This is a genomic window from Halorubrum sp. CBA1125, assembly GCF_009742825.1.
Taxonomy (GTDB): domain Archaea; phylum Halobacteriota; class Halobacteria; order Halobacteriales; family Haloferacaceae; genus Halorubrum.
This window is the reverse complement of record NZ_WPCE01000090.1, coordinates 1-11,421: the sequence shown is the minus strand read 5'-3', so window position 1 is coordinate 11,421 and position 11,421 is coordinate 1. Positions and strand designations below refer to the sequence as shown.

Annotated in this window: 13 protein-coding genes and 2 pseudogenes; 6 read left to right on the top strand and 9 right to left on the bottom strand. The window is 69.3% G+C overall.

The features are described from left to right. Both GJ633_RS09560 and GJ633_RS09555 read right to left on the bottom strand, forming a co-directional pair. Positions 1-683, bottom strand: a pseudogene (locus GJ633_RS09560) (ketopantoate reductase family protein); the annotation flags it as partial. 93 nt (positions 684-776) lie between these two features. Further along, positions 777-1,733, bottom strand: coding sequence for a succinylglutamate desuccinylase/aspartoacylase family protein (locus GJ633_RS09555; protein ID WP_156588637.1), 957 nt, complete (start codon positions 1,731-1,733; stop codon positions 777-779). A 102-nt stretch (positions 1,734-1,835) separates the two neighbouring features. Between GJ633_RS09555 and GJ633_RS09550 the strand changes: the two genes are divergently transcribed. Further along, complete coding sequence (locus tag GJ633_RS09550; RefSeq protein ID WP_156588636.1) at positions 1,836-2,084, top strand: hypothetical protein; 249 nt, start codon at positions 1,836-1,838, stop codon at positions 2,082-2,084. 141 nt (positions 2,085-2,225) lie between these two features. Next, positions 2,226-3,035, top strand: a complete 810-nt coding sequence (locus GJ633_RS09545; protein ID WP_156588635.1) for a winged helix-turn-helix domain-containing protein — start codon at positions 2,226-2,228, stop codon at positions 3,033-3,035. Positions 3,036-3,098: 63 nt separating this feature from the next. Here GJ633_RS09545 and GJ633_RS09540 read toward each other — a convergent pair whose 3' ends face one another. Both GJ633_RS09540 and GJ633_RS09535 read right to left on the bottom strand, forming a co-directional pair. Next, the gene (locus tag GJ633_RS09540; protein ID WP_156588634.1) at positions 3,099-3,266 is read right to left on the bottom strand and encodes a hypothetical protein; all 168 of its coding nucleotides are present in this window, start codon (positions 3,264-3,266) and stop codon (positions 3,099-3,101) included. Between the two features lie 86 nt (positions 3,267-3,352). After that, the gene (locus GJ633_RS09535) at positions 3,353-3,886 is read right to left on the bottom strand and encodes an inorganic diphosphatase (RefSeq protein ID WP_156588633.1); all 534 of its coding nucleotides are present in this window, start codon (positions 3,884-3,886) and stop codon (positions 3,353-3,355) included. A gap of 272 nt (positions 3,887-4,158) precedes the next feature. Between GJ633_RS09535 and GJ633_RS09530 the strand changes: the two genes are divergently transcribed. Further along, positions 4,159-4,512 carry a PadR family transcriptional regulator gene (locus GJ633_RS09530; protein WP_156588632.1) on the top strand — a complete coding sequence of 118 codons (354 nt, stop codon included), beginning with the start codon at positions 4,159-4,161 and terminating at the stop codon, positions 4,510-4,512. A gap of 113 nt (positions 4,513-4,625) precedes the next feature. On the opposite strand, the gene GJ633_RS09525 is transcribed toward GJ633_RS09530, so the two are convergent. The 4 genes from GJ633_RS09525 to GJ633_RS09510 form a co-directional block, all read right to left on the bottom strand. Continuing rightward, positions 4,626-5,336 (bottom strand): hypothetical protein, encoded by a 711-nt coding sequence (locus GJ633_RS09525; RefSeq protein ID WP_156588631.1) that lies wholly within the window; start codon positions 5,334-5,336, stop codon positions 4,626-4,628. Continuing rightward, a complete protein-coding gene (gene rnhA / locus GJ633_RS09520; RefSeq protein ID WP_156588630.1) occupies positions 5,326-5,919 on the bottom strand; it encodes a ribonuclease HI in 594 nt (197 codons plus the stop codon). The genes GJ633_RS09525 and rnhA overlap by 11 nt, the downstream gene beginning before the upstream one ends. 164 nt (positions 5,920-6,083) lie before the next feature. Continuing rightward, positions 6,084-7,049 carry a transcription initiation factor IIB family protein gene (locus GJ633_RS09515; RefSeq protein WP_394351143.1) on the bottom strand — a complete coding sequence of 322 codons (966 nt, stop codon included), beginning with the start codon at positions 7,047-7,049 and terminating at the stop codon, positions 6,084-6,086. A gap of 128 nt (positions 7,050-7,177) precedes the next feature. Next, positions 7,178-7,684 carry a macro domain-containing protein gene (locus GJ633_RS09510; RefSeq protein WP_156588628.1) on the bottom strand — a complete coding sequence of 169 codons (507 nt, stop codon included), beginning with the start codon at positions 7,682-7,684 and terminating at the stop codon, positions 7,178-7,180. 174 nt (positions 7,685-7,858) lie between these two features. Between GJ633_RS09510 and GJ633_RS09505 the strand changes: the two genes are divergently transcribed. The 3 genes from GJ633_RS09505 (at position 7,859) to GJ633_RS09495 (ending at position 11,139) form a co-directional block, all read left to right on the top strand. Beyond that, positions 7,859-8,701: a polyprenyl synthetase family protein gene (locus tag GJ633_RS09505; RefSeq protein ID WP_156588627.1), complete on the top strand. Its 843-nt coding sequence runs from the start codon at positions 7,859-7,861 to the stop codon at positions 8,699-8,701. A gap of 200 nt (positions 8,702-8,901) precedes the next feature. Then, complete coding sequence (locus GJ633_RS09500) at positions 8,902-9,615, top strand: phosphoribosyltransferase family protein (RefSeq protein WP_156588626.1); 714 nt, start codon at positions 8,902-8,904, stop codon at positions 9,613-9,615. Between the two features lie 144 nt (positions 9,616-9,759). Continuing rightward, entirely contained in the window at positions 9,760-11,139 is a 1,380-nt protein-coding gene (locus GJ633_RS09495; protein ID WP_156588625.1) for an NCS2 family permease, read from the top strand. A 36-nt stretch (positions 11,140-11,175) separates the two neighbouring features. Here GJ633_RS09495 and GJ633_RS09490 read toward each other — a convergent pair. Beyond that, positions 11,176-11,421: pseudogene (locus GJ633_RS09490) on the bottom strand (hypothetical protein); the annotation flags it as partial.

The following is an 11,421-nucleotide window of genomic DNA, read 5'->3' as shown; positions in this document are numbered from 1 at the left end:
GTCTCCGTCGAGGTCGATCCCTTCGGCGCGCGCGACCTGAGCGGTCTCGCGGGCGGCCTCCCGGGCGACCCCGCCCGCGGGTCCGTCGATCGTCGCCCCGTTGGACGTCCGCGCGAGCGCCGAGGGGCCGTTTATCGCCGCGTTGACCGCGAGCTTCTCGTACCGCCGACGGGGCATGTCGGCGGCGGCGGTCGCCTCGATCCCCGCCTCGGCGACGCGGCGGCGACGCGCTCGGCGACCGGGTCGGGGCCGCCGGCGAGCGCCCCGACGACCACCTCGCCGACGCCGGTACACCGCACGCGACCCGGCTCGACGAGGCGCGCGCCGTAGCTCGCGGTGCCGGCGAGCACCCGCGCGTCCACCGCGGCGACGAGCCGCTCCTCGGTGAGCCCGTTCTGGAGCGAGCAGACCGTGTCGTACTCGCCGGTCGCGAGCGCCCGGGCGGCGGCGTCGGTGTCGTACGCCTTCGTGGTGACGAGCGCGAGGTCCGCGGACCGGTGGGTCCCGTCGGTGAGCGCTCGCGGGCGGACGTGGACGTCGACCGCGCCGTCGAGCCGGAGCCCGTCCGCGCGGATCCGCCGCATGTGCGGGTCGCGTCCGACGAGCGTGACGTCGTGAGCGCGGGCGAGGAGCCCGCCGACGAGACTCCCGAGCGCGCCCGCCCCGTAGACGAGCACCTCCATGTGCGGGGCCACGGGACGGTCCCGAAAAGGGGTGACGGTGGACGAAAAGGGATGGCGGGGGATGGCCGGTCGAAGCTTCGCGGGCCCCGCCTCTCAGTACGAGTCGACGTTCGTGCCGACCGAGCAGACGTACTCGCCGGCGGCGACCTGGGGGAGCCGTCGCGTGCGCCAGAAGACTCCGCTCTCGTCGGCGGTCACTCGTCCCTTGCGCTGGCCGAACACGTCGGTCACCTCGAAGAGGGCGTCGCCGGTGGCGACGCGCTCGCCGAGTTCCCGTTCGAACCGCACGAGTCCGCCCGCTGGCGCGCCGTACTGGTCGAAGCCGCGGGCGCGGGTCTGCCGTTCGAGGTCGGTCTCCCCGTCGAGAAAGCCGTAGTGGCGGAGCACGTTGAACACGCCCTCGACCCCGTACCGGATCGACTCTTCGTCCCAGCCGACGCCGCCGCCGAGCTCGGGGTCGATGGTGGGGATCCCGTGTTTGGGACCCACCCGCGCGAGCTGTCCGTCCGGACCCTTGATGTCGAGGACGTAGCCGCAGTCGAACACCTTCGCGAGCTCCAGACAGTCGTCGTGGAGGCGGTGGCGGAGCCCGCACCTGACCCGCGTCTCGTTTATCATCCGGCTGGTCGAGCCCTGGTGGAGGTCCAGGATGAGGTCCGCGCGCTTGGCGGCCTGGAACGTCTCGTGGGCGATCCGCTCGCTCGTCGTCCCCTCGGCGTCGCCGGGGTACCCCCGGTTCATCTTCCGGTCGTCGATCGGGTTCCGGTGTTCGGCCACCTGGAAGCCGAAGTAGTTGACGATCCCCACGACGAGGACCGTCCCCGCCAGCTCGGTCGGATCGAGCCGCGGAACGACCCGGTTGACGACGCCCAGCCCGTTGAGTTCGTCGCCGTCGCTGACGGCCTGCACGTACAGCGTCTCCCCGTCGTCGGTCCCGTTGATCACGGCGACCGGCAGCCGGACGGGGCTCCCGTCCCGCGTCTCGCCTACTTCGAGACGGCCCGTGTCCATCTCGCCCGGCTGTGCGCGGGCCGTTCCGAGCGCGATCATTACCCGGTGGTGGAACGGCGACCCCTTTATCCGTTCGGTCCGCGGCCGTCTGGTCGTCCCCGCGCCCCACCGCTTTTCACCTCCGGCGACCGACGTTCCGATATGACTGACGTCGAGACGGCGATCCGCGAGGCGTTCGAACATACCGACTACGACCTCGGAGACGTGGCGGTCAACCGCGGACAGGTCCGGGTTCCGGTGCTCCAGGAGGGCGCCGACCCGGACGCGCTCCGCGCCGTGATCGAGGAGGCGCTCGGCGCGGACGCGGTCGTCGCCGCGACCGTGACCACGGAGGCGATCGACGGCGACGACGCCATCGGGACCGTGGTCTCGTTCCGGCATCGTCCCTGAGCCCTGCTGTCCCTGAGTCCCGCTGTCCCTGAACCTCTCTGTCTCTGATCCCCTCGGTCTGTGTCCCCGCGCGAGCGACGGCATCACCCGACCGGACGCGGTACGATTAACCGTGCGGTGGCCGTACGGCCCGATCGTACGATGACGGCCGACGACGGACACGACGGCGCACAGTACCTCGCCGGGTCGCCGGTCCGGGTCGCGATCCTCCGGGCGCTCCGTGAGGAACCGCGGCGTCCGGCGGCGCTCACGGCCGTGGTCGACGCGACGCGGACGACGGTCCAGCGGATCCTCGGGGGATTCCGCGAGCGCGACTGGGTGGTCAAGCGCGACGCCGCCTACCACGTGACGCCGACGGGGGAGCGCGTCCACGACGCGTACGAGCGGCTCCTGACCGAGGTGGAGCGGGCGGAGCGGTACGGCCAGTTCGCCGCCGAACTCGGGCGCGTCGGCGCCGACCTCCCGGCCTCGGCGATCGCGTCCGGCGACCTCACCGTGGCCGCAGAGCGGACCCCGCTGGCCGCGGTCGACCGGATCACCGAACTCATCGACTCGAACTGCACGGGCGACGACGCCGAGATCCGCGCGGTCTCGCCGGTCGTCGTCCAGCAGTTCAACGAGGCCGCCGCGGACGCGCTCGACGCCGGCGTCGAGATCGAACTCGTCGTCGACCGTGAGGTGGTCGATGTCTCGATCGCGGAGTTCGGACCCGCGACCGAACGGGCGCTCGAAGACGACGGCGCGACCGTGTACGTCTCGCCCGAGCCGATCGAGTACGGCCTGTTCCGGCGCGGCGACGTCGCCTGCGTGACGGCGTACGACCGTCGGAACAACCCCCGGTGCGTGTTGGAGTCGACCGATCCGGCCCTCGTCGAGTGGGTCGACGAGCAGTTCGAGTCGTTCCTCGAGGACGCCGAACGCCTCTCCGCGGTCGTGGAGAACGCCCGCTAAGCCCGCAGATCTACACCCCAGACACGCCCGTCCGACGGCTGTCGTGTCAGCGTTTCTGGTCGCCTACTTGTCGTCCTCGTCGTTCGCCGTCTCCGAATCGCCGTTCGCCGTCTCCGCGTCGTTCGCCGTCTCCGCGTCGGCGGTCGGCGGCACCTCGTCGCGGGCCGGTGCGTTGGCGGGGACGACGGTCGGGTGGTCGATCCCGACCGACAGCCGAGTGCGTGCGCTCATCGTTCCGTCTCCACGTACGTGCCCGCCTCCCTAAAAATTACTCATGGGAATAACTCATCTGCCGGCGGGGACGGTATGCTCTCCGGTTATTCGAACTCGTCGGCGTACAGGTCCTGTGCGTGTTCGATCGCGTCCTTGGCGGCCGCCTTGTCCTCCCACCCGAGCGTCTCGACTTCCTTCCCGGCTTCGAGGTTCTTGTACGTCGAGAAGAACTCGTCTATCTCGTCGCGGATCTGCTGGGAGATGTCGTCGAGGTCTGCGATGTGGTCGAAGCGCGGATCCTCGCTCGGCACCGCGATCACCTTGTCGTCCTGCTCGCCGTCGTCGTCCATCTTCATCAGCGCGACGGGACGGGCCTCGATCACGCAGCCGGGGAACGTCTGGTCCTCGACGAGCACCATCACGTCGAACGGGTCCTCGTCGTCGTAGTACGACTGCGGGATGAACCCGTAGTCGTAGGGGTAGTGGACGTTCGAGTGAAGCACCCGGTCCAAGACGACGCCGGGGACGTCCTTGTCGTACTCGTACTTGTTGCGCTCGCCCTTGAGACACTCCACCACGGCGTAGATCTCGTCCGGCGCGTTCGGTCCCGTCTCGAGATCCTCCCAGAGGTTGACCATGTGCCCGACTGTGGGTGGATGACCCGCAAAGTCCTTTCGGGTTGTTCTCGGCGGTATCGGTTCCGGACTCAAGAACGCGATTCGTCGACGAACTGTCGGTCGAACGGCGATTTAGCGGACAGATCGTCCGGTTCCGTCACGTCTGCGAATCCCCCATCTGAGCAGCGCCACGCGACGAAACGACCCCGTTCGGGTCGATGTTAAGCGATTGGATATTAACACAACGAGGAATCTTGAGAAAGATTATAAGTTTGGGCATCCTTTGTCAACGTATGTCAGAGGCACGCGCAGTGACCGACGTATCGAGGTCAGCAGCCGATCTCACGGCATTCCAGCAGAACATTCTCGCCATCCTCTCCGAGGAGCCGATGTACGGACTCGCGATCAAACGCGAACTCGAGTCCTACTACGGGTCAGAAGTGAACCACGGCCGACTCTACCCGAACCTCGACGACCTCGTCGAGGAGGGGCTCGTCGAGAAGAGCGAACTCGACAAGCGGACGAACCAGTACGAGCTCACCGAGGCGGGCCACGACGCCGTCCTCGGCCAGCTCGAGTGGGTTCTCGACCGGTTCGTCACCGGTGAGACGCGTGCAGACGAGGTCCGCGAACTCATCGAGACGTAAGCGTCCGTAGGCGCGAGACCGTCCCGACGCGAACCGACCGCTCCCGCGCGGAACCGACCGTTCCTGGCACACGAACGCGGCGAAAGCCGCGATCCCGCCCCGGCGAGCCGCGGCTACCTCGAGGTGTCGGCGCCGTTCGCGTCGTCCGCGTCGCCCGCGTCGACGTCCGCGGCGATCGCTTCGATCACCGACAGCGACTCCTCGACGACCGCCAGCTGTTCGTCCGTCGGCCAGCCGTTCCGCGGGAGGTACTCCTCGCGGAACTCCGCGCGCATGTCCGGCGTCGCGTCGTCGACCGCGCGCACGTAGTGGTTGCTCATGAACGCCGCGAACGCCCGGGCGGTGGCCGCGTGCACCTCGTCGGCACGCTCGGTGACCGCCTCGGCGACGGCGTCGTTGTAGGCCGCGATCTCGCGGTATCGGTCGGCGTCGCCCGGTCCCGACAGCGACACTTCGACCGCGCGGTCGGTGGTCTCGATCCGGTTCAGTTGGACCGTCCCGTCCTCCATCCACTCGTCGGGGTACAGTACGAGCGTGTCGTCCTCCTCGCGGAGCCGCGGCGTGTACCCGTGGTCCGCGACGAGAGCGTCCCGGCGCTCGCGGTAGAACGCGGTGGCCTCCTCGGCGTCCGTCTGCCGGGCGAGCCGCGTGAGCCGCTCCGCCTCGTCGACGACCTCGACCGGCACGTCCGGGACGCGGTCGTCGGGGTCGTCGGTGGCTCCCTCGTCGAGTTCGCTGGGCTCGTCGGGGTCGTCGTCGGCTCGCATCGCTTCGCGTGCGTGCTCTCTCGCCCACTCGGGGGGGCCGTCGTCGTTAGCTGTCATCGAGTGCCTCGTTCGCCAGGTCGTCGGCGCGTTCGTTTATCTCCCGCGGAACGTGCGCGATCGACCAGCGGTCGAACCGGTCCAACAGCTCGCGGGCGCGGACCCGCTTCTCGCGCAGCCCGGGGTCGTTGACGTTCCACTCGCCGCGGACCTGCTTCACCACCAGCTCGGAGTCGCCGCGCACGTCGACCGCCTCGAACCCGTGTTCGTCGGCCGCCTCCAGCGCCCGGATCAGGGCGGCGTACTCCGCCCGGTTGTTCGTCGTCCGGCCGATCCGTTCGCCGCCCTCGGCGACGATCCCGTCGGCCGTGACCAGACACCACCCGACCGCGGCCGGACCGGGATTCCCGCGCGCGGCGCCGTCGAAGTAGACGTGCGCGCGGCCGCCGCCGTCTCGCAGCAGGCCGGTGAGCCGCGTCGGGTCGCTGCCCTGCACGACGACCGTGTCGTCGTACGCGACGGCGACGGCGCCCTCCCGCTCGGCGCGCCACCGCTCGTGGGCGGTGTTCCCCTCGTCGATCCGGACGCCGGCGTCTTCGAGCCGCGCCCGCGCGGTCGCCGGATCGCAGTCGATCGTCGGCATTCGGTGGTCCTCGGCGCCGCGCCGACAAAGGGCTGTCCGTCCGGTTCGCGGCGTCGCCGCCGCCGACTCCGTACGAGCGTCCGCGCTGTCGAGAAACCAGTTGTACCCTGCGAAACCACCCGTCGACGCTCCGCGTCGCGACGTTCAGCGACCGCTGCCGGCGGTCACCCGTGGATCCCCATCGCCTCGATCTGCTCCTGGTAGCGGTTGCGGATGGTGACCTCGGTGACCTGGGCGACGTCGGCGACCTCGCGTTGGGTCTTCTTCTCGTTACAGAGGAGCGAGGCGGCGTAGATCGCGGCCGCGGCGTATCCGGTCGGAGACTTTCCGGAGAGCAGCCCCTGTTCGGCGGTCGTCTCGATGATCTCGTTGGCCTTCGATTGTACCTCCTCGCTCAGTTCGAGTTCGGAGGAGAACCGCGGGACGTACTTCTTCGGGTCGACGGGACGCATCTCCAGGCCGAGCTCCTGGGAGATGTATCGGTAGGTGCGCCCGATCTCCTTGCGATCGACCCGCGAGACGTCGGAGATCTCCTCCAGCGAGCGCGGGATCCCCTCTTTTCGACAGGCGGCGTAGAGGGCGGCGGTGGAGACGCCCTCGATCGATCGGCCGCGGATGAGGTCTTCGCTGAGCGCGCGTCGGTAGATGACGGACGCGACCTCGCGGACGGACCGGGGGACGCCCAGCGCGCTGGCCATGCGGTCGATCTCCGAGAGCGCGAACTGGAGGTTGCGCTCGCCCGCGTCCTTGGTTCTGATTCGCTCCTGCCACTTGCGAAGCCGGTGCATCTGCGACCGCTTCTTCGAGGAGATCGAGCGGCCGTACGCGTCCTTGTCCTTCCAGTCGATCGTCGTCGTCAGCCCCTTGTCGTGCATCGTCTTCGTCGTCGGGGCCCCCACGCGCGACTTCTCCTGGCGCTCCGAGTGGTTGAACGCCCGCCACTCCGGACCGGGATCGATCTGCTCCTCCTCGACGATGAGTCCCGTTTCCTCGTGTATCAATTCCCCGTCGGCCGTCCGGGTGAGTTCCTCAGGGTCGAAGTCCTCGGGATCCAACTCCTCGGCGTCGACCTCCTCGGCGTCGACCCCCTCGGCCTCGGTCTCTTCCTCGTCGGCGTCCTCGTCCCGCATGCGCTGCCGGTCGTGATCCCGTTGCCGGGTTGGCCGTGTCATCGCATTTATATAGTATCCCGACGGACTGCCTTAAAAGTTCGTGAGGGTCGACGGATCGCGACCGCGGTCCAGACGCGGGGCGCGCGTCACGACCGGACCCGGTCTGCGACCTTCGTGACGGTCTGGTACGCCGAATCCGAGTAGGCGATCACGCGGACGTCGCGCAGGGTCTCGGGCTCGTACTCGGCGATAGCCTCGCAGACGATCCGGGCGCCCGTTTCGAGGTCGAAGCCGGCCGCGCCGGTGCCGAGGACGGGTATCACGATCGACTCACAGCCGAGGTCGTCGGCGCGTTCGAGCGCGTTTCGCGTCGCCGATCGGATGCTCGCCTCGGTCGCCCGGCCGTCGCCGTAGTGCGGCATCGCCGCGGCGTGGATCACGTGCTCTGCGTCGAGGTCGTAGGCGTCGGTGACGGCGACCTCGCCGAGGTCGACGGGGCCTTTCGAGACCGCCTCCTCGTTGATCGGGCCGCCCGCGCCCCGGCGGAGCGCGCCGGCGACGCCGCTGCCCATCTGCAGGCTCGTCCCGGCCGCGTTCACGAGCGCGTCCGCCTCCTGTGCGGCGATGTCGCCCTGAACGACGGTGAACTCCATGCGCGTGCGTACGCGACCGAGTCAGGAAAAGCCCTCGGCGCGAGCCGCCGGAACTGTTCGGCGGTCGGTCGCCGCTGCGACAGCGCTGTCCGGGGCGTCTCGTCGCGATCGCGTCTGGGTACCCCGATCGCCGTTCCGTTAGGCCTTTGCGCCGGCGGACCCTCCGTGCGGTAGATGGAGTACCTGGAGCGTCGGGTCGGGCTGGTCGAAGAGCGGATCGAGGCCGTCATCGACGCGGTCGAGCCCGAGGCGCTCTCCGACGAGGTCGCACACGTCGTCCTCGCGGGCGGCAAGCGCGTGCGCCCCGCGGTGACGATCCTCGCGTGTGAGGCGCTCGACGGCGACCCCGAGGACGCCGTCGACTTCGCGGCCGGCATCGAGTTCGTCCACAACGCGTCGCTCGTGATAGACGACATCATCGACCGCTCGGCGGTGCGCCGCGGCACCCCCTCCGCGTGGGCGGAGTTCGGTTACGGCCCGGCGATCGTCGCGAGTGACGGCCTGCTCGGCGAGGCGTTCGCGCTGTTCTCGACGGACCCCCGCGCGATGCGGACCGTCGCGGAGGCGATGGTCGAGCTCGGCGAGGGCGAGGCCACCGAGCTCGCCGCCCGCCCGACGACGGAGGCCGAGTACATGGAACTCGCCCGCCGCAAGACGGGCGCGCTGTTCCGGGCGGCCGCCGAGCTCGGCGCGGTCGCCGGCGGCGCCGACCCCCAGGCGATCGAGTCGTTCGGCGAGTACGCGGAGCGGGTCGGCGTCGCCTTCCAGATGCGCGACGACGTGCTCGACGCGACCGCCGACGCCGACGACCTCGGGAAGCCGACGGGTCAGGACGCGGAGATGGACCGGCCCTCCGTCCTGCAGGTCACGTCGCTCACGCCCGAGGAGATCAACGCTCGGGCGCGCGAACAGTCCGACCGCGCGCTGGCCGCCCTCGACGACGCCGACCCCCCGGAGACGGAGGCGATCGAGTACCTCCGCGACCTCGCGGAGTTCGTGGTCGTCCGCGAGCGGTGACCGCTCCCGGCCGGGACCCGCTCGGCGCGTTTTCGCTCGCGTTCGACACGCCGAGAGCCCGTCGCGAGGGTCGGCGGCGGGACTCGCAGGCGCCGGCGCGGGACGGCCGTACGCGCGACGCGCGTGCATTCCATACACGTGTGTATTCTCTCCTCGAACGGATTCGACGTATTCATTGTTGTGCGATCACGATCATATCTATGAACCGAGCAGAGAAGGCTGCCCTCCAGCTGCAGGCGGTCGCCGTGTTGCGGATGTTGAAGGAGACGCGGACCTACGAGGAGCTGTCGGCGGTGACGGGGCTCCCGGCGGGCGACCTGAACCGCTACGTGAACGGTCACGTGCTCCCCGGCACCGACCGCGCCAGCGAGGTGGTCGAGTCGGTCGGCCGCGAAGCGCTCGCGGACGAGTTGGTGGCGCGCGTCACGTTCGACGACGAGGGGTACGTCGACAACTCCGGCGTCGTCTTCGACCAGCCCTTCCTCGACCTGGTCGCGCCCGTCGCCGCCGAGACGTTCGCGTTCGAGACGCCCGACGTGGTCCTCACGGCCGCCACCGACGGGATCACGCTGGGCGCGGCGATGGCGTCGTTCTTCGACGCGCGCCTCGCGTACGCCAAGAAGTCGAAAGAGACCGCCGTCGAGGAGTTCATCGAGTCGCGCCAGCGGCTCGCCTCCGGCATCGAACTCACGTACTACCTTCCCGCCAGCGCGGTCGACGCGGGCGACACGGTGCTCGTCGTCGACGACCTGATCCGCTCGGGCGAGACCCAGGAGCTCCTCCTCGACATCGCGCTGCAGGCCGACGCGGACGTCACCGGCGTGTTCACGCTCATCGCCGTCGGTGACGAGGGCATGCAACGTGCGCGCGAGATCACGGACGCGCCGGTCGGGGCGCTCACGACGTTCGAGTGAACGTCTGCGGCTTCGAATAGACACGTTCGCGCATCATTCGCTCCGTCTGGCTCGAAACCTCGGTCGTATTGTCCACGTTCGTGGATGCCGATTGGTGTCGTACAGCAAGGCTTATCACGAGATGCTGAGGAACCACACCCGTTCATGGGTCTCACAGACACGCTGGCGGCGCGGTTCGACGTGGCTGAGCACGGTTCCGACGTCCGGACGGAGGTCGTCGCGGGGATCACGACGTTCCTCGCGATGTCGTACATCATCGTGGTGAACCCCACGATCCTCTCGAACGCGATCCAGATAGAGGGGTACAGCCAGGGCGAGGTGATCCAGATGATCGCCATCGCGACGGTCCTCTCGTCGGCGGTCGCGACCCTGGTGATGGCCTTCTACGCCAACCGGCCGTTCGGACTCGCGCCCGGGCTCGGGCTCAACGCGTTCTTCGCGTTCACCGTCGTGTTGGGGCTCGGGATCCCGTGGGAGACGGCGCTTGCCGCCGTCTTCGTCGAGGGCGTGCTGTTCATGGTGCTCACCGCGATCGGCGCGCGCGAGTACATCATCCAGCTGTTCCCCGAGCCGGTCAAGCGCTCCGTCGGCGCCGGGATCGGGCTGTTCCTGCTCTTCATCGGCTTTCAGGAGCTCCAGATCATCGTCAACGACGAGGCCACGTTCGTCACCTTGGGTCAGATCTTCGCGAACCCGTGGGCGATCCTCGGCGTGCTCGGACTCGTGTTGACGTTCGTGTTGTGGGCACGCGATATCACCGGCGCCATCGTCATCGGCATCCTGACCACCGCCGCCGCGGGGTGGGCGCTCACGCTCGGCGGCGTCTTCGACCGTGGGACGATCACGCCGGAGTCGCTGCCGGCCGCCCAGTACGACATCTCGCCGCTCGTGGGCGCGTTCGTCGAGGGGCTCGCAGACGTCGATCCGCTCACGTTCACGCTGGTCGTGTTCACCTTCTTCTTCGTCGACTTCTTCGACACCGCGGGGACGCTCATCGGCGTCTCACAGTTCGGCGACTTCCTCGACGACGAGGGCGACCTCCCCGAGATGGACCGGCCGCTGATGGCCGATGCCGTCGGCACCACGTTCGGCGCGATAGTCGGTACCTCCACGGTGACGACGTACATCGAGTCGTCGACGGGCGTCGAGGAGGGCGGCCGCACCGGACTGACGGCGCTCGTCGTCGCGATCGCCTTCCTCGCGTCGCTGGCGTTGATCCCGGTGGTCGCCGCGATCCCGGCGTACGCCTCCTTCATCGCGCTGATCGTCGTCGGCGTGATCATGCTCCAGGGACTCGTCGAGGTCGACTGGACGGACCCGGCGTGGGCGGTCTCCGCGGGGCTCACCGTCACCGTGATGCCGCTCGCCTACTCGATCGCCGACGGGCTGGCGGCCGGGATCGTCGCCTACCCGATCATCAAGGTCGCGATCGGCGAGTACGACGACGTCGCCGCCGGCCAGTACGTCATCGCGGCGGTGCTGGCCGCCTACTACGTGTTCCAGACGAGCGGTCTCATCCTCTAGCTCCACGGCTAATCGCGGGGGGACCGACCCCCGACGTCATCCGCCGTCGGCGTAGTCGCCGAGTGTCGCCTGGAGCCCGGCCGCGAGCGTCGACTTCCGGCGCAGCCGCGCGAGCGGTATCGGGAGGTGCTCGGCCACGCCGCGGACCGCCTCGCCGAACGTCTCGGCGGTCCCGCGCTCGCCGTCGAAGGCGTTCCGGACCGCCCTCGCGCACCCTGCCAGACGCCCCACCGGGGCCCCCCAGTAGTCGTCGGAGACGTGCCCGCAAACACGAGCGCCTTT

Excerpts from the sequence above, each read along its gene's own strand:
- GJ633_RS09555 (WP_156588637.1), bottom strand. The coding sequence starts at position 1,733 with ATGATCGCGCTCGGAACGGCCCGCGCACAGCCGGGCGAGATGGACACG.
- GJ633_RS09550 (WP_156588636.1), top strand. The coding sequence starts at position 1,836 with ATGACTGACGTCGAGACGGCGATCCGCGAGGCGTTCGAACATACCGAC.
- GJ633_RS09545 (WP_156588635.1), top strand. The coding sequence starts at position 2,226 with ATGACGGCCGACGACGGACACGACGGCGCACAGTACCTCGCCGGGTCG.
- GJ633_RS09540 (WP_156588634.1), bottom strand. The coding sequence starts at position 3,266 with ATGAGCGCACGCACTCGGCTGTCGGTCGGGATCGACCACCCGACCGTC.
- GJ633_RS09535 (WP_156588633.1), bottom strand. The coding sequence starts at position 3,886 with ATGGTCAACCTCTGGGAGGATCTCGAGACGGGACCGAACGCGCCGGAC.
- GJ633_RS09530 (WP_156588632.1), top strand. The coding sequence starts at position 4,159 with ATGTCAGAGGCACGCGCAGTGACCGACGTATCGAGGTCAGCAGCCGAT.
- GJ633_RS09525 (WP_156588631.1), bottom strand. The coding sequence starts at position 5,336 with ATGACAGCTAACGACGACGGCCCCCCCGAGTGGGCGAGAGAGCACGCA.
- rnhA (WP_156588630.1), bottom strand. The coding sequence starts at position 5,919 with ATGCCGACGATCGACTGCGATCCGGCGACCGCGCGGGCGCGGCTCGAA.
- GJ633_RS09515 (WP_394351143.1), bottom strand. The coding sequence starts at position 7,049 with ATGCGGGACGAGGACGCCGACGAGGAAGAGACCGAGGCCGAGGGGGTC.
- GJ633_RS09510 (WP_156588628.1), bottom strand. The coding sequence starts at position 7,684 with ATGGAGTTCACCGTCGTTCAGGGCGACATCGCCGCACAGGAGGCGGAC.
- GJ633_RS09505 (WP_156588627.1), top strand. The coding sequence starts at position 7,859 with ATGGAGTACCTGGAGCGTCGGGTCGGGCTGGTCGAAGAGCGGATCGAG.
- GJ633_RS09500 (WP_156588626.1), top strand. The coding sequence starts at position 8,902 with ATGAACCGAGCAGAGAAGGCTGCCCTCCAGCTGCAGGCGGTCGCCGTG.
- GJ633_RS09495 (WP_156588625.1), top strand. The coding sequence starts at position 9,760 with ATGGGTCTCACAGACACGCTGGCGGCGCGGTTCGACGTGGCTGAGCAC.